The organism is Salinicoccus halitifaciens, from assembly GCF_021026095.1.
Lineage (GTDB): Bacteria > Bacillota > Bacilli > Staphylococcales > Salinicoccaceae > Lacicoccus > Lacicoccus halitifaciens.
The window spans coordinates 436,632-450,896 of sequence record NZ_JAJNCU010000001.1 but is presented as its reverse complement, the minus strand read 5'-3'; the positions used below and the strand labels follow the sequence as shown (position 1 = coordinate 450,896).

Sequence of the window (14,265 nt, the reverse complement as noted above, 5' to 3'; positions counted from 1 at the left end):
ATGTTCCGCATTTTCTTCAATTCATTTCGGCTTGGTTATTGCATCTTGCATGGTTGTTTGGTAAAATACATCTTGTTGCAATTAAAGTTGTACAACTAAATTGTGGAGGTGACGTTATGCCTAATATTAAATCAGCAATCAAAAGAGTCAAATCAAGTCAAAAAGCTGAAGAATCAAACATTGCTCAAAAGAATGCCATGAGGACTGCAGTGAAACGCGCGGAAACTGCAAAATCCGAAAATGCCGGGAATACTGACGAGCTTGTTTCATATGCTGTCAAGCAGGTGGACAAAGCTAACAAGAAAAACTTAATTCATTCTAATAAAGCATCACGTATGAAATCAAAGTTAATGGCTAAATAAAACCTTCTTTTACAAGAAGGTTTTTTTTATGCTCAAATTTCCATTATGAAAAGTTCAAAGAGTGTCTCACGGTCAAGGTAGCTGGATTTGAATTTATAATCCATATTGCGGCACATGACCATCTTCTCCTCCAGCTTATCCTGCCTGTGCTTCCTCGCTTCCCGCAGTGCAAGCTTCACCCTGTACGGATGCACTTTAAGATGCTTCGCCATATAATCCTGTGCAAAACCTTCATTTGCCAGCAGCTTGACCTGGTACAGCAGCCTGAACTGGCTGATGATCAGATGCAGCAGCTGGATCGGTTCGTTCTTCTGCAGGATGAGCTGCCTGACCAGGTGCACTGCCGCTTCCTTACGGCCGTTTAGGACGTGTTCGGTCAGCTGGAATATGTTCTGCTCCATGCTCATGCTCACCACTTCCGCAACATCACTCTCGGTGATCCTCCCCTCAGCATAAAGCAGGAGCTTTTCGAGCTCGCTTCTGACATTGCCATAGCTGATCCCCGTCCTCTCGAGGAACATGCCGAGTGCCGGCTCGTCGATATCCATGCCCTCGTCTTCCACCTGACTTCTTATGAAATCCTTTATCTCAGGCTCCGTCATTTCCTTCACTTCTGTCACTGCGCCTTCTTTCAAGATGAGCTTGGTGATCTTTTTCCGCTTATCCAGCTGCTCATTGAACACTTTGAAGATCAGAAGGGTATCGTCATTCTTGTTCTTTATATAATCCAGAAATAAATCCATATTATGTTCAACATCACTTTTCACCTTGGCTCCGGTCAGTAAAAATGCATCATTCAGGATGATCGCTTTCCTGTCCGATAAGAAAGGGAGGGTCTGTGCTTCTTCAATGATGCTTTCCACGCTTGTCTCCCTGTAGTTCAATGATACCAGGCTGAATTCATCCACTTCGTCCAGATATTCCTTGGCAAGCTGCCCGGCCTCTTCTTCTATACGTATCGCATTCGTTCCATAAATCACTTGTATAAGGTTCATTCCGTTCACTCCGTATTAAATCATGAATCTATTATAGCTTTTATTCGTAAATTATCCTATAATAGATGATGAATAGTTTAGGGGGTTTTCTCAATGAATAAATTCGAAAAGAATGTGCAATCAAAAAATAATGACATTGTGGACTCCGGTTTGGCTTTTGTTGTCGGATTCCTCGGCCTTACAGTCATCTACGTCATCGCCCACGTATTCGAAATCGTAGGCAGACTGTGGTAAGACCATAATCATCAAGGGAGCTGATCATTCAGCTCTTTTTTTTATGCATCCATCCAGTGATTCATCGAGCCGGCTCGTGAAACATAATGATTCCCCGCGGATATTCAATTGTACCATGCCGGCTTCTGCGGTATTTAAAATATTGGTATGCGCCACCCTCTCAAGGACTTCTTTGTGCGGATGGCCGTACTGGTTGCCTGCGCCGGCCGAAATCAGAACATGATCCGGTTTCACGAGCTCCAGGAATTCTGCACTGCTCGATGTATCCGAGCCGTGGTGTGCGAGTTTCAAAATATCCGCTTCAAGGCTTCCATGTGCCTCTGCAAGCCTTCTCTCCATCGCTTCAGTGACATCCCCTGTCATCAGGAAATCATAATGGCCGAGCGTCACTTTCAGGACGATTGAAGTGTCATTTGAATCGGCTGGCCGGTAATCATTTTCGAGTGTCAGATTTTCAATATGAATATGCCCTGCTGTAATGTCCCTCACATCTTCCGACCTCAGTATATTCCCGTTGTACATACCGTGGATGTAGTCTTCCGACCACTCCTCATATTTCGGGTCATCAATGTTGACGAGCAGGTTCCTCACATTTTTCTTATCCAGCACATCCCCCACTTCCCCCACATGATCGATATCCATATGACTGAGTATCAAGAGATCGATGTCATCGATGCCCCTCTCCTTCAGATACGGCAGGACAGTCCTTTCAGCAAGCATGGACTCCCGCTCCCCGAAGGTGAACTCGCCGCCCGTATCTATCAGGACCGCGGCGCCGCTCATATGGTCTTCTATCAGGAAAGCATCCCCCTGGCCCACATCTATCATGGTGAATGTGAAATCATCCCTGTCCAGGGCATTGGCTGCGAAAATCACCGTCATGAAAATCCCGCCCTGCAGGCATGCCTTCAAGAACTTCAATCTGCAGATGTTCACAGCCATCATGTAGCTGAGTCCGGCAATCGCAATATATACCGGGTCGATCAGATTTTTTATTGAAAACCGGTGCCTTATGATATTGGCGAGGAAATATATCACCTCCTGGAGGACTGAAAACACCATATTATACAAATAATCGACTGCAGGCACATAAGGCAGCAAAAGCAAGAACTGGAACAAAATCACCATCGGGAAGACGACCATCGAAAATAAAGGCACAAACATCATATTCATGACGATCCCGCTGATGCTGATTTCATTGAACTGGAGCAGAATGACCAGAAGTGTGGACACTTCGGCGATCAGTGTAATCTGGATGAGCTGCACAATCGGTGTGTTGCCATGCAGGAATGGCCGGCTCAGCAAGATGAAATAGGTCGTGATATACGACAGCTGGAAACCTGCATGGAACACTATGTACGGGTTGAATGCAACCTGTATCAGCGCGGTGAGTGATATTACAGTCAAGTACGGCTTCTTCCTGAAGAATGAAGTGAGGATGAGCATGACGGCCATGAAGACGGACCTGAAGACGCTCGGGCTGAATATGTTCAGCATGTAGAACATGACGAGCGACAGGATGAGCAGCACCTTCACGGTCCTTGAAGTCATCCTCATTTTCCTGAAGGCGAAGTAAAGCACTGCCGTGATGAAAGCGACATGCGTACCGGAGATGACATACAGATGGTATATCCCGAGTTTCTGCAATGAGTCGAAGAAATCATTTTCGATATAACTTTTATTACCGACCGTGAGCGTGAGGAGGTCAAACTTATAACTGTGATCCGTATAGTCCAGCACCTTCTGCATATAGAGGTTCCTCAGCTGCGCAAGCCACATCCCAAAATCCTTATCCTGCTCAATGCAGCGCTCTCCTTCAAGCGTCTCCAGGTATATCCTTCCTTTGAGGTCATTCACGGTCAGGCGCAGTGCATCGTCCTGCTTCAGGAAATTCCTCTGCTCCCTGACTGCTGCGATATCGAATCTGCCGGTGCAATGTGTGCCGATCGATTCCAATACGGGGTTTTCCGTGAACAGTTCATACGTCTCCCCGCCGCTCGATACGACATAGTGTACCTCATCGCGGTAATATTTATAATCGATGATCGTGATTTCTTCAATTACTGCCGGAGGCGCCTCCTGCCCGCCACCATTTAAAAATGAAGTGGGCAGCAGGACAACAGGCAGGAACCATAGGATTTGCCTGCGCCCAAGCCTCCTGGCACATGAAATACTTAAAATGACCAAAAAAAATAAGCCCAGCAATGGGCTTTTTACGATTATGCAACCGGTTATGAACGACAGGAATATGTAGAATGCAATCATCTGAAGTTTTCAAAATAACCGGCCACTTTTTGCAGGTCCAGTTCGATTTTTATATAATTGACGCCGGTCTTTTCAAGCAGTTCGATAGCATACGGGTGATTTTTATAATCTTCCGCGTAATATATGTTCTTCACCCCGGCCTGTATCATCGACTTCGTGCAGTGCACACAGGGGAAATGGGTGACGTATACACTTGATCCTTCAGTCGAGACCCCGAACTTCGAGCATTGGAGCAATGCGTTGATTTCAGCATGTATCGTCCGTATGCAGTGTCCGCCCTCGATATAACAGCCCACATCGATGCAGTGGGCCTCACCCGAGACGGAACCGTTGTAGCCGCCTGCGATCACCCTGTTGTCCTTAACGATCAAAGCACCGACTTTCAGCCGTTCACAAGTCGATCTGAGCCTGAGCAAATGGCTCTGCGCCAAAAAGTATTCATGCCAGTCTATCCTCATCCATCATCCCGCCTTTATTCTATTGTAATATATGGTTCCAGGCTGTCAAAAGTTTTTTCACCGATGCCTGTTATATTCATCAAATCCTCTTTGGCCATGAACAAGCCGTTTTGTTCGCGGTATTCCACGATGAGCTGGGCCTTCTTCTCACCGATGCCGTTTAAGATAGTGAGCTCCTCCGCAGTTGCAGTATTGATATTGACGAGTATTTCCGCCTCTATGCCCTGGATGTTTTCTCCGCCGGGAAGCGGAGGGTCTTCAATCTCCCCCTGCTCTGGCACATAGATCACCATCTCATCCCTGACCTTTTCGGACTGGTTGACGGTCATGAGGTCGGCGGACTCCGACACTACGGCCAGGCTTAAAACGTTCGTCACCCTGGCATCCTGCGGCACCTCAAAAACACCGGGATTTTTGACAGCCCCCTTCACTTCCACCATGACATGGGTGGGGGCCGTTTCAATGACTGTGTCCGCCACCTCCGCTTCATGCACATCGCTAGCTTCAGATACAAGTGTTTCATTGACGCTGACTTTACCGCCTCCGTCGAAGAATATACTTGCGATGAACAGGACGGTCATCAATCCGGCGGTGCCTGCACTGACCAGTGTCAGGTGTTCTTTGTACTTCTCATAGTATTCCTTAAGCATTTTCCCATCTCCTTAAAAAAGCCCTTTACTATATTAGGAGGAAAATGCCGTTTTTGATTTATTTTTTCTTCAAATAAATAAAATAATTCAAAAAAACTTTGCAACTATTCGTCACAAAGCCTTTTTGACGATATAAAATATCCTGTCACAAACCGTGGTCACAGAGTTGTTTATATCGAAATCACTGAAAGCAGTATCCAGGTACAGACCCGCTTTTTCGATCATTTTAATGACATCCTTATGCTCATATGTCCTCTGGATATAAGTTTCATCCATCCGTCGGTAAAGGCCTTCATCATTTATGATGAAATATGTCATTTCATGCACTGCGGACAGCGGGGCCTCTCCTTTAAGGGCGTGCCAGATGTACGTGATATGCTCAGTGTCGTCCGTGTAGATCATATCATTGAAGTCGTTTTCCATCTTGTATTTGCTGTGTATGTCGAAGATGAACACACCATCATCATTCAGATGATCATTCACATTTTTCAGTGTGGTGATGAATTCATCTTCATCCTCCAGGTAATTCAGGACGTCCACCGTCGCAGTGACCATATCGAATGTCATATCCAGATTGAAGTCTCTCATATCCGCCTGGAAATAATTTATATCTTCATTTTCCCGCTTTGCGATTTCAAGCATCGGTTCGGATATGTCCATCCCGTATCTCGTCTGGAAATCAAGCTGGCTTGTCAGCCGGCCCGTCCCGCAGCCGATATCCAGGACCGAGCCCGCCTTCCCCTTGAAATGGGATATGATATCGAGCCACAGATCATAAGGGATATCATATGTGAGTTCATTATAGAAGCGGCCGATGGCACTCTCATTGTGATTAAATTCTGCCATCGACATGCTCACCGTTTTTAAACAACCGTTCCAGATTGTAATATTCCCTCTCCGGCCTGTGGAATACATGGACGATGACGTCGTTCAGGTCACATAATATCCACTTTCCCTCACTGTAGCCTTCAACGAGCGGTTCCAGATCATTTTCCTTGGCCTGCTCCTTTATCTCATCGGCGATTGCCTGGACCTGGCGGTCGGAATTCCCGTGGCAGATGATATAATAGTCTGTCACCGAACTTGTTTCTTTGACGTCAAAAGTCATTATATCTTCAGCACGCTTATTATCACATGCTTCAACCATCAATTCGAGTAATGCTTCGCTATTCATTCCTTCACTCCTTGACCATATTATAATAGTTGTAACATTCGATCGTCCTATTATAAATCGGCCGATTTTTTTTCAGCAGATGTTTCAGTGTCATCCTGGTAATTTCATATATTGCCAAATCCAGGTTCTTTTCTTCAAAGACGAGCTCCCTGATTTCTTCGACACCCGGCTGGTCCCTTTCCGGTTCGATGTAGTCCGCAACATAAATGATCTTCTCCACAAGCAGCATCTGCGGCCGGCCGGAAGTATGGTTTGCGATCGCATAGTAGATGTCTTCGTCTTTGACGCCATGTTCAAAACGCATGATCGTCGCGGCGACCGGGCCGTGCAGCAGCTCTGAATTGAAGGCGAGCAATGCCGGGTCCAGATTGTATTTCGTCACATATTGGTACATGCTCCCAAGATCATCATATTTGGAATAATCATGGAGTATGCCGGCAAGATAGCACTTATCTCTGTTCGCCCCAAAAATGCCGGCCATTTCCTTTGCGGTCTCTGCAACTCTTACAGAGTGATCATATCTTTTCTGCGGCAGTTTATCTTCGATTAACTTAAGTGCTGCTTTGTGTTTCATATAGTGCATTCTCCTTAATGTATTCGTAGACCGATGCATGCAGGAAATGCCTGAATGGCAGACCTTCTCCAATGCGCCTGCGGATGAGGGTGGAGGAAACCTCCACCACCAGCTGGTCCGCACGGATGAAAGGTGATGCGATTTCCATATCATCACTGTGTCTCATCATCACTATGAATTTCATCATCTCAAGCAGGTCTTCATACCTGTACCATTTCTCAAAACTTTGATACTGATCCGTCCCCATCAGGAAAAAAAGTTCATCCCCGGGATACTTCTCCTTTAAATAAACGGCTGTGTCGTAAGTGTAACTCACGCCTTTTCTGTCAAGCTCCACGCTGTCCATATGGAAATCACCATACCCGGCTATCGCCTTCTCCACCATAGTGACCCGGTCATCATCAGCCGACGGCACCGTCTCCTTATGCGGCGACTGCCGGGCGGGGATGAAGATGACTTTATCGAGGCCGAACTTCAGCTTCACTTCCATGACGGAGATGATATGGCCGATATGGATGGGATCGAAAGTCCCGCCGAATATTCCTATCTTCATGACAGTTCTATCTTCTTATTCGTATTGGATTCCCGATAAAGGATGATCGTGTTGCCGATGATGCTCACTACGTTGCTGTTTGTCGCCTCACTGACCGTTTTTGCGATATCTTCCTTGTCTTCAAGACAGTTCTGAAGTACAGAAATTTTGAGCAGTTCCCTTTTTTCGAGCACATCATCGATCTGCTCGATGAAATTATCAGTCACGCCGTTTTTCCCCACTTGGAAGATAGGATTCAGGTGATGCGAAGCTTTTTTCAGCTGCTTTATATTTTTGGATGATAATGTCGTCAATTCATCTCACCTCCGAACTTTTTATTCAATTCTTCATATACGGCTTTGTAATTGCCTTTATATTTATCGTCATGCCATATTTCAAATGCATGCAGACCCTGGTTGACCAGCATGGCAAGACCGTTCATCGCTTTTTCATCTTGAAAAGCTTCAAGGAACGGTGTTTTATACGGATTATATATCAGATCTACACCTATCGTCTCTTCCGTGACCGCACTTTTCGGGAACTTCATGATATCAAAGAGATCTTCATTCTTCAGGCCGACGGGCGTCGTATTGATGATCACATCAAAATGCCCGAGACTGTCGAAAGTGGATATTTCAGTGAAATTCCGGTCCTGGAAAGTTTCAAAACTTGCAGGACGGCGTGCATATATGGTGATGTCATCCCCTATCTCACGATGTGCACGGTATACTGCCTTACTGGCACCGCCGCCGCCGAGGATGAGGACATTCCTCGGTGTATCACCGAAGCGTTCAATGTAGGCCTGTTTATACCCCGTCACGTCCGTGTTGAAACCGGTAAGGCGCCCGTCCCTGACCATCACGGTGTTGACGGCATTGACTTCAAGCGCCCTTGGGTCTATATCATCAAGATGCTCCATGATTGTTTCTTTATGGGGGATCGTGACATTGAAACCGTCAAGCTCATGCTGCTCTGCAATGTCCCTGATGGACTTGAGGTCGCCCGGCGTGACGTGCAGGGCCCGGTAAGTATCATCAAGACCGAGCGCCCTGAAATTGGCATTATGGATCATGGGTGAGAGTGTATGCTCGATCGGAGATCCGATTACGGCAAAATTCATGCTTATGAACCACCTTTGAAGATTGTTTGTCTTAAATTCACATCGACACCGCTTGGAACACGGACAGAGACCGTAGCGCCTGCCGAAATGCTGATGAATGCATAGCCGCTGATTTCAATATCACTGTCTTCGTTCACATCGAATGTGTGGAGCTTACCATCCTCCGTCAGTACCGGTGAGTCGATCTCCGGAGGTGCCAGTAGTCCGTTATAATGCTTTTCATAAAAGTCGTCCGCATTGATTGTCTTCGTCCTGTGCAGCGTCAGCTGGTTGGATGCATATACGGTGAAGCTGTTCTTTTCCCCCGATTCAAAATCCACACGCGCAAGACCTGATATGAACAGCGTCTGGCCGCTTTCAAGCTGGAAAGTGACAGGTTTGATCTCTTTTGAAGGTGTGATGTGCTTCAAATCATCTTTGGGGACGAAATGTGCCATCTGGCTCGGTACAATCACCCCAGGTGTATCATAGATGAAGGCATTCCCATCCAGCGGGATGTCAATCAGATCGAGGGTCGTGCCCGGGAATCTGCTCGTAGTGATGACATCGGCATCGCCGGTGGTCATCCTGATGAGCTGGTTGATGAGCGTCGACTTCCCGACGTTCGTGGTGCCGACGACATAGACATCCTTCCCGCGGGCATGCTTCGTCATCGTGTCGATTAGCCGGTCCAGCCCATCGTTTTTCAAGGCGCTGATTGCGACCGTCTCGACAGCAGTGATCCCGTTCTCCTTAAGCATCAGCTTGGCCCTGTGGATCAGCCTGTTGATATTCGTGGATTTCGGCAGAAGGTCCGTCTTATTGATGACCGCGATGACTTTCTTATCGCCGACGATGCGGTTGAATGAAGGTATCAGGCTTGCACTGATATCAAAAGCATCGATCACCTTGATGATGAGCCCGTCCACTTCGTAGAGGGAATTCAGCATCGTCATGAACTCGCCGGAGTCGATGTCCACATCCATGATTTCATTGTAATGTTTCAGGCGGTAGCACCTTCTGCAGATGGCGTCCTCCCTTTTCAAACCGCTCTCGGGTATATAACCTTTTTTATTCTCATTTTCAGACTGCAGCTCAGCGCCGCAGCCGATACATTTTAATTCACTCAATAATTAGTCCTCCTTGACCAGCAATCCTTTTTTTCTGAAATATTTCATGATGAACTTTTCGATTCTCCTGTTCAGAAGGGTCGCAAAGCCATCTTTGCTTTTAACGGGCATGACCAGTATGCTTTTTATGCCGATGAGGTTCGCACCGAGTATATCGGTCATCAGCTGATCTCCCACCATGATGATATGCTGCGGGGGAATGCCCATTGCCGATATGGCTTTTTTATAGTTCCGTGATAATGGTTTCCTTGCATTGAAGATGTAATCGATGTCATGAGGCTTGGCAAACCGGCTGACCCGCTTCTCCTTGCCATTCGAGACGATGGTCACTTTGATGCCGTTCTCCCTCATCAAATCGATCCAATCCAGTACGCGGTCATCCGCATTCATTTCGTCATAGCCGACAAGAGTATTGTCCAGATCGATGATGATTCCCCTGACATCCAGCTGATCCAGCCTTGCCGGGGTGATTTTCGTAAAATCCTCCACATACGAGGTCGGTAAAAAATACTTTTTGATCAATTTAAAAGCTTTCCCCTCTAAACTAATTTATTCTATTTTATCACATTAATAAAAGCACCCTAAATTTTAAGGTGCTTTTCTTTTACTCAATGATATCATTATCTTCGGTTTCGGTGTCGCGGTAAATGACGTATCCAATTATAACTGTCGCTATAATTGATAAAATCATTAATAAAGTCATTATGGTCCCTCCATATTACAGTTCATTTAATAATAATTTTACAGCTTCAGATGAATTTATACAAGCTTTCCCCAAAAATTCATCATATGTCATGTCCGCCTTCTCCCCGGCTTTGTCGGAGATCGATCGGATGATGATGAACGGCACTTCAAACTGGTGGCATGTCTGGGCGATGCTCGCTGATTCCATATCCACGGCAAGACCTGCCCCGAAACGCCCCAATATCTCCGCCTTCTGGTCTTCGCCGGCGATGAACGAATCCCCGCTGACGATCAGGCCGCTGCCGATGTTCACCGCTTCGTTCCCCTGCAGCACACTGAGTGCGGCAGTGACGAGATTTTCATCTGCCGTATAGTATTCCGGCATGCCGGGCACCTGTCCGAATGCGTAGCCGAACTCGGTTGCGTCCACGTCGTGGTAGCAGACTTCAGTGGAGACGACCATGTCGGTGACATCGAGCGCTTTGGATAATCCTCCGGCCACTCCGGTGTTGATCACCATATCGACACCGAACCTTTCGATGAGCAGTGCAGTGATCAGTGTGGAATTCACTTTGCCGATGCCGCTTTCAACCAGGACGATATTTTTGGACTCAAGCGTGCCTGAGTAGACCTCGGAATGTGCAATGGAGGAAGTCTCCCTGATATCCATCCAACTTTTCAGGATTTCCACTTCTTCCTTCATGGCACCGATGATGCCTATGACTCTTCCGCTGCTCTGATCAGTCAATTGAAACAATCTTCACTTTCATGGATGAACCGTTCGGAAGGGGCACGTTGATTTCATCTTCCAGGTTTGCTCCAAGCAGTGATTGCGCCATCGGTGATTCATTGGATATTTTCCCCTCGAAAGGATCGGCCTCCGCGCTGCCGACGATCTGGTACTGTTCTTCATCCCCATCAGGCAGTTCAGTGAAAGTGACTGTTTTGCCGAGCTGGACAGTGTTGTTGTCGCCGTTGTCCTCAATGATTTTTGCATGACGGATCATCTCTTCGATTTTGGTGATCTCCTGTTCGACGAAGCCCTGTTCATCTTTCGCGGCGTCATATTCGGAGTTCTCCGATAAGTCACCGAAGCTCCTTGCCACTTTGATTTTCTCGACCACTTCCGGACGCTTGGTCGTCAGGAGATGTTCGAGTTCCTCCTGTAATTTCTCGTAACCGCTCTGAGTCATTGGATATTCTTTGTTATTGTTCATATTAAAAAACCCTCCGTAAAACTTTACTTTTATTTTTATAATTTTTTGATCAAGCTTCTTATTTTCGTGGTTATGATATCGATTGCAACAATATTTTCCCCGCCTTCGGGGATGATGATGTCACTGAAGCGCTTTGTCGGTTCGATGAACTGCAGATGCATCGGTCTTACAACCGTCAAATACTGGTTGATCACCGAATCCATCGAACGGCCGCGTTCTTTGATGTCCCTCGACAGGCGCCGCAGTATGCGTATATCCGAATCGGTATCCACATAAATTTTGACGTCCATCAAGTCCCTCAGCTGCTCATTCTCCAAGGCAAAGATGCCTTCGATGATGATCACGTTTTTAGGCTCGATTTTGATCGTCTTATCACTGCGAGTATGATTGACATAATCATATGTCGGTATTTCCACGCTTTCCCTGTTGATCAATGATTTCACATGCTCAATCAGAAGATCATTGTCGAATGCGAAAGGATGATCGTAGTTCGTCTTCAGCCGTTCTTCCATCGTCTTATGACTTTGATCCTTATAGTAATAATCCTGTTCTATCAGGGTGATGTCATGCTCCTCAAGGGAAGCGATGATTTTTCTTGTCACCGAGGTCTTGCCTGACCCGGTGCCTCCTGCAATGCCGATAATCGTTGGTTTATTCATCTTCTACACCTGACTTTTTGAAATAACTAATAACCCATCACCTATTGGGAGAAATGATGTGGGATAATCACTTTGACTCATATGCTGATTAAAGGCATCCACTTTTTCCTTCAGCTTCCTTTTGTTCCTGCCGGCGATATCATCTTCGGTGACCAGACCCCTTAAAAGTATATTGTCCACCACGATCAGGCCGTCATTTTTCACAAATGGGCTGAACTTGTCAAAGAAAAGCTGGTTGTTGCCTTTTGATGCATCTATAAATAACAAGTCGACCGACTCTTCTTCCATATTCAATTCCATCGTCTTTGCGTCACCCAGATAGGCATCCACCCTGGATGCGACTCCATACCTTGAAAAATTTTCAACGGCAGTTTCGTAGGCATCGCGATCCTTCTCCATGGTGATCAGATGGGAGTCATCATATACAGATAACAGATGCAGGCCGCTGTAGCCGATTGCCGTACCTATTTCCATGTATGTCTTCGCCCCTTTGATCCTGATGAGATGCTTAAGCGCTGCCAAAGCATCACTGTCTATGATCGGGACCCTGTTATCCACTGCATAGGAATAAACGTCGGGATAGTGCTCCTCGACGACATTCAGACTTTTTACATATTGCGCAATATTCATATAATCACCACATACAAAAAATACAACTGATAACAAAAGTTATCAGTTGTGCATTCATTAAAGAACATGGTACCACACTATTCACTTATTGAAAAGAATGATTTTACTGGTTGTTGATATATTGCTCCCTGTTCTCGATATGTTCTTCAAATGTCTCGGCAAAATGGTTATTGCCTTCACTGTCGGCAAGGAAGTAGAAATAGTCGGTGTTGCTCGGGTTCATCGCACTCTGTATCGACTCCATGCCGGGTGATGAGATCGGGCCCGGCGGCAGCCCCGTATTCAGGTAGGTGTTGTAAGGATCTTCAACTTCAAGATCTTCGAACAATGTGCGTTCCTGATGCTCACCCAGTGCATAAAGCACCGTCGGGTCGGTCTGCAGAGGCATGGCAGGCACTTCAGCCATCCGGTTTAAGAATACGCTCGCTATCATCGAGCGGTCGGCGAGCGAAGTTGCCTCCATCTCGATCAGGGAGGCGAAAGTCAGAAATTCATGGAACGATAAAGACTCCTGCTCCCCTTCGTAATTGATGGTGACGTCCTCAACTGAATTGTAGACCTGGAAGCTGTTGACCTGTGTTGCGTCGAGCATCTGCCTGATGATGTTCTCCACTCCCGGTTCTTCTTCGGTGATGTCATATGTCGCCGGGAACAAGTAACCTTCCAGCGGGAATTTTACCTCTTCATCAAGAATTTCATCGGTGAGCATATCCGGATACTCCTCCATCAGGGACTCTATGAATTCAGTGTCCTCCATCAGCTCCATGAACCTCTCTTCAGCGACGGGGAGATTCTGGCTGAGCTGTGAGGCGATCTGCTCCACATTGTAGCCTTCCGGGATTGCCACCCTGTACTGGACTTCCTCATAAATCGTCCCCGTTTCGAGCGTCTTTGCGATCTGCTCGAAATCCATGGCCGGGGAAAGCTCATATTCGCCCGCCTGGTAGTCGGTGATGCTGTTCAACCTCAAATATACTTCAAACATTCTGCTGTTATCTATAATGCCCTGCTCTTCCAGCTGTTCGCCGATCATTCCTGCTGATGAGCCCTGTTCTATGGTGACCTCCTGAGTCTCCTCGGAATTCGCATCCAGCGGCTCACCGATCGATGAAATGTAAAGGTAGGCAAAAATGGCCGCCACTATCACACCGATCGTCAGCAGGCCGATGATGATCAATGACAGAAAGGAAGATACATTTTTTGAAAATCTGATATCATCATATCTACTCATACAAGACTCCTTATCTTTAAAAATAGCTTCCAATTTTAATTGGAAGCTATTTTTGAATCATTCGTTTTTTACTCTTCCGGCTCATCCATCTGAGTATTTACAACTTCTTCAATCATGTCCCATTCTTCATCTGTTTCCACGGGTAAAAATCTGCCGCCGTCGCCATCTTCGTCCGGCACATTTATCATCGGGATCAGTTCGATATCCCCTTCTTCATCTTCGAAGTTGCCTTCTTCCGCCAGGATTATATAATCTTTGTTGAATTCAGGGTGATGGAATTCCAGCATCTTGCGGTACAGGACCTCATTGCCTTCTTCGTCAAATAAAGTCAGCAGTTCCTCTTCGTTATTAAAATCCAATTCATGAGACAT

Annotated in this window: 20 protein-coding genes; 2 read left to right on the top strand and 18 right to left on the bottom strand. The window is 46.4% G+C overall.

Annotated elements, in window-relative coordinates:
• Positions 1–116: 116 nt before the first annotated feature.
• Positions 117–362 carry a 30S ribosomal protein S20 gene (rpsT, locus tag LPW40_RS02210; RefSeq protein WP_230820600.1) on the top strand — a complete coding sequence of 82 codons (246 nt, stop codon included), beginning with the start codon at positions 117–119 and terminating at the stop codon, positions 360–362.
• A gap of 32 nt (positions 363–394) precedes the next feature.
• On the opposite strand, the gene holA is transcribed toward rpsT, so the two are convergent.
• Positions 395–1,357, bottom strand: a complete 963-nt coding sequence (gene holA, locus LPW40_RS02205; protein WP_230820599.1) for a DNA polymerase III subunit delta — start codon at positions 1,355–1,357, stop codon at positions 395–397.
• 93 nt (positions 1,358–1,450) lie between these two features.
• Here holA and LPW40_RS02200 point away from each other — a divergent pair, with 93 nt between their 5' ends.
• Positions 1,451–1,591 carry a YqzM family protein gene (locus LPW40_RS02200; RefSeq protein WP_230820598.1) on the top strand — a complete coding sequence of 47 codons (141 nt, stop codon included), beginning with the start codon at positions 1,451–1,453 and terminating at the stop codon, positions 1,589–1,591.
• A 24-nt stretch (positions 1,592–1,615) separates the two neighbouring features.
• On the opposite strand, the gene LPW40_RS02195 is transcribed toward LPW40_RS02200, so the two are convergent.
• From LPW40_RS02195 to LPW40_RS02115, 17 genes are all read right to left on the bottom strand, one after another.
• A complete protein-coding gene (locus tag LPW40_RS02195) occupies positions 1,616–3,796 on the bottom strand; it encodes a DNA internalization-related competence protein ComEC/Rec2 (RefSeq protein WP_230820597.1) in 2,181 nt (726 codons plus the stop codon).
• A 56-nt stretch (positions 3,797–3,852) separates the two neighbouring features.
• Entirely contained in the window at positions 3,853–4,314 is a 462-nt protein-coding gene (locus LPW40_RS02190) for a ComE operon protein 2 (protein WP_230820596.1), read from the bottom strand.
• Positions 4,315–4,328: 14 nt separating this feature from the next.
• The gene (locus tag LPW40_RS02185) at positions 4,329–4,964 is read right to left on the bottom strand and encodes a helix-hairpin-helix domain-containing protein (RefSeq protein WP_230820595.1); all 636 of its coding nucleotides are present in this window, start codon (positions 4,962–4,964) and stop codon (positions 4,329–4,331) included.
• Positions 4,965–5,075: 111 nt separating this feature from the next.
• Positions 5,076–5,810, bottom strand: a complete 735-nt coding sequence (locus LPW40_RS02180; RefSeq protein ID WP_230820594.1) for a class I SAM-dependent DNA methyltransferase — start codon at positions 5,808–5,810, stop codon at positions 5,076–5,078.
• The gene (rsfS, locus tag LPW40_RS02175) at positions 5,797–6,138 is read right to left on the bottom strand and encodes a ribosome silencing factor (protein ID WP_230820593.1); all 342 of its coding nucleotides are present in this window, start codon (positions 6,136–6,138) and stop codon (positions 5,797–5,799) included. Before rsfS ends, LPW40_RS02180 begins: the two co-directional genes overlap by 14 nt.
• A 4-nt stretch (positions 6,139–6,142) precedes the next feature.
• Complete coding sequence (gene yqeK, locus LPW40_RS02170; protein ID WP_230820592.1) at positions 6,143–6,712, bottom strand: bis(5'-nucleosyl)-tetraphosphatase (symmetrical) YqeK; 570 nt, start codon at positions 6,710–6,712, stop codon at positions 6,143–6,145.
• Positions 6,690–7,265 carry a nicotinate-nucleotide adenylyltransferase gene (gene nadD / locus LPW40_RS02165; protein WP_230820591.1) on the bottom strand — a complete coding sequence of 192 codons (576 nt, stop codon included), beginning with the start codon at positions 7,263–7,265 and terminating at the stop codon, positions 6,690–6,692. The genes yqeK and nadD overlap by 23 nt, the downstream gene beginning before the upstream one ends.
• Positions 7,262–7,558: a ribosome assembly RNA-binding protein YhbY gene (yhbY, locus tag LPW40_RS02160; RefSeq protein ID WP_230820590.1), complete on the bottom strand. Its 297-nt coding sequence runs from the start codon at positions 7,556–7,558 to the stop codon at positions 7,262–7,264. The genes nadD and yhbY overlap by 4 nt, the downstream gene beginning before the upstream one ends.
• Positions 7,555–8,364, bottom strand: a complete 810-nt coding sequence (gene aroE, locus LPW40_RS02155; RefSeq protein WP_230820589.1) for a shikimate dehydrogenase — start codon at positions 8,362–8,364, stop codon at positions 7,555–7,557. The genes yhbY and aroE overlap by 4 nt, the downstream gene beginning before the upstream one ends.
• Before the next feature lie 2 nt (positions 8,365–8,366).
• Positions 8,367–9,473, bottom strand: a complete 1,107-nt coding sequence (gene yqeH, locus LPW40_RS02150) for a ribosome biogenesis GTPase YqeH (RefSeq protein WP_230820588.1) — start codon at positions 9,471–9,473, stop codon at positions 8,367–8,369.
• 3 nt (positions 9,474–9,476) lie between these two features.
• A complete protein-coding gene (locus LPW40_RS02145; protein WP_230820587.1) occupies positions 9,477–9,995 on the bottom strand; it encodes a YqeG family HAD IIIA-type phosphatase in 519 nt (172 codons plus the stop codon).
• 196 nt (positions 9,996–10,191) lie between these two features.
• Complete coding sequence (locus tag LPW40_RS02140) at positions 10,192–10,914, bottom strand: 5'-methylthioadenosine/adenosylhomocysteine nucleosidase (protein ID WP_269063169.1); 723 nt, start codon at positions 10,912–10,914, stop codon at positions 10,192–10,194.
• Positions 10,898–11,374: a transcription elongation factor GreA gene (gene greA / locus LPW40_RS02135; RefSeq protein WP_230820586.1), complete on the bottom strand. Its 477-nt coding sequence runs from the start codon at positions 11,372–11,374 to the stop codon at positions 10,898–10,900. The genes LPW40_RS02140 and greA overlap by 17 nt, the downstream gene beginning before the upstream one ends.
• 35 nt (positions 11,375–11,409) lie before the next feature.
• The gene (udk, locus tag LPW40_RS02130; protein WP_230820585.1) at positions 11,410–12,033 is read right to left on the bottom strand and encodes a uridine kinase; all 624 of its coding nucleotides are present in this window, start codon (positions 12,031–12,033) and stop codon (positions 11,410–11,412) included.
• Between the two features lie 3 nt (positions 12,034–12,036).
• Entirely contained in the window at positions 12,037–12,663 is a 627-nt protein-coding gene (locus LPW40_RS02125; RefSeq protein ID WP_230820584.1) for an O-methyltransferase, read from the bottom strand.
• 103 nt (positions 12,664–12,766) lie between these two features.
• Entirely contained in the window at positions 12,767–13,894 is a 1,128-nt protein-coding gene (gene mltG, locus LPW40_RS02120) for an endolytic transglycosylase MltG (protein ID WP_230820583.1), read from the bottom strand.
• A 68-nt stretch (positions 13,895–13,962) separates the two neighbouring features.
• Positions 13,963–14,265, bottom strand: a complete 303-nt coding sequence (locus LPW40_RS02115; protein WP_097038643.1) for a DUF1292 domain-containing protein — start codon at positions 14,263–14,265, stop codon at positions 13,963–13,965.

Coding starts and splice junctions, on each gene's coding strand:
- rpsT (WP_230820600.1), top strand. CDS start 117: ATGCCTAATATTAAATCAGCAATCAAAAGAGTCAAATCAAGTCAAAAA.
- holA (WP_230820599.1), bottom strand. CDS start 1,357: ATGAACCTTATACAAGTGATTTATGGAACGAATGCGATACGTATAGAA.
- LPW40_RS02200 (WP_230820598.1), top strand. CDS start 1,451: ATGAATAAATTCGAAAAGAATGTGCAATCAAAAAATAATGACATTGTG.
- LPW40_RS02190 (WP_230820596.1), bottom strand. CDS start 4,314: ATGAGGATAGACTGGCATGAATACTTTTTGGCGCAGAGCCATTTGCTC.
- LPW40_RS02185 (WP_230820595.1), bottom strand. CDS start 4,964: ATGCTTAAGGAATACTATGAGAAGTACAAAGAACACCTGACACTGGTC.
- LPW40_RS02180 (WP_230820594.1), bottom strand. CDS start 5,810: ATGGCAGAATTTAATCACAATGAGAGTGCCATCGGCCGCTTCTATAAT.
- rsfS (WP_230820593.1), bottom strand. CDS start 6,138: ATGAATAGCGAAGCATTACTCGAATTGATGGTTGAAGCATGTGATAAT.
- yqeK (WP_230820592.1), bottom strand. CDS start 6,712: ATGAAACACAAAGCAGCACTTAAGTTAATCGAAGATAAACTGCCGCAG.
- nadD (WP_230820591.1), bottom strand. CDS start 7,265: ATGAAGATAGGAATATTCGGCGGGACTTTCGATCCCATCCATATCGGC.
- aroE (WP_230820589.1), bottom strand. CDS start 8,364: ATGAATTTTGCCGTAATCGGATCTCCGATCGAGCATACACTCTCACCC.
- greA (WP_230820586.1), bottom strand. CDS start 11,374: ATGAACAATAACAAAGAATATCCAATGACTCAGAGCGGTTACGAGAAA.
- udk (WP_230820585.1), bottom strand. CDS start 12,033: ATGAATAAACCAACGATTATCGGCATTGCAGGAGGCACCGGGTCAGGC.
- LPW40_RS02125 (WP_230820584.1), bottom strand. CDS start 12,663: ATGAATATTGCGCAATATGTAAAAAGTCTGAATGTCGTCGAGGAGCAC.
- mltG (WP_230820583.1), bottom strand. CDS start 13,894: ATGAGTAGATATGATGATATCAGATTTTCAAAAAATGTATCTTCCTTT.
- LPW40_RS02115 (WP_097038643.1), bottom strand. CDS start 14,265: ATGTCTCATGAATTGGATTTTAATAACGAAGAGGAACTGCTGACTTTA.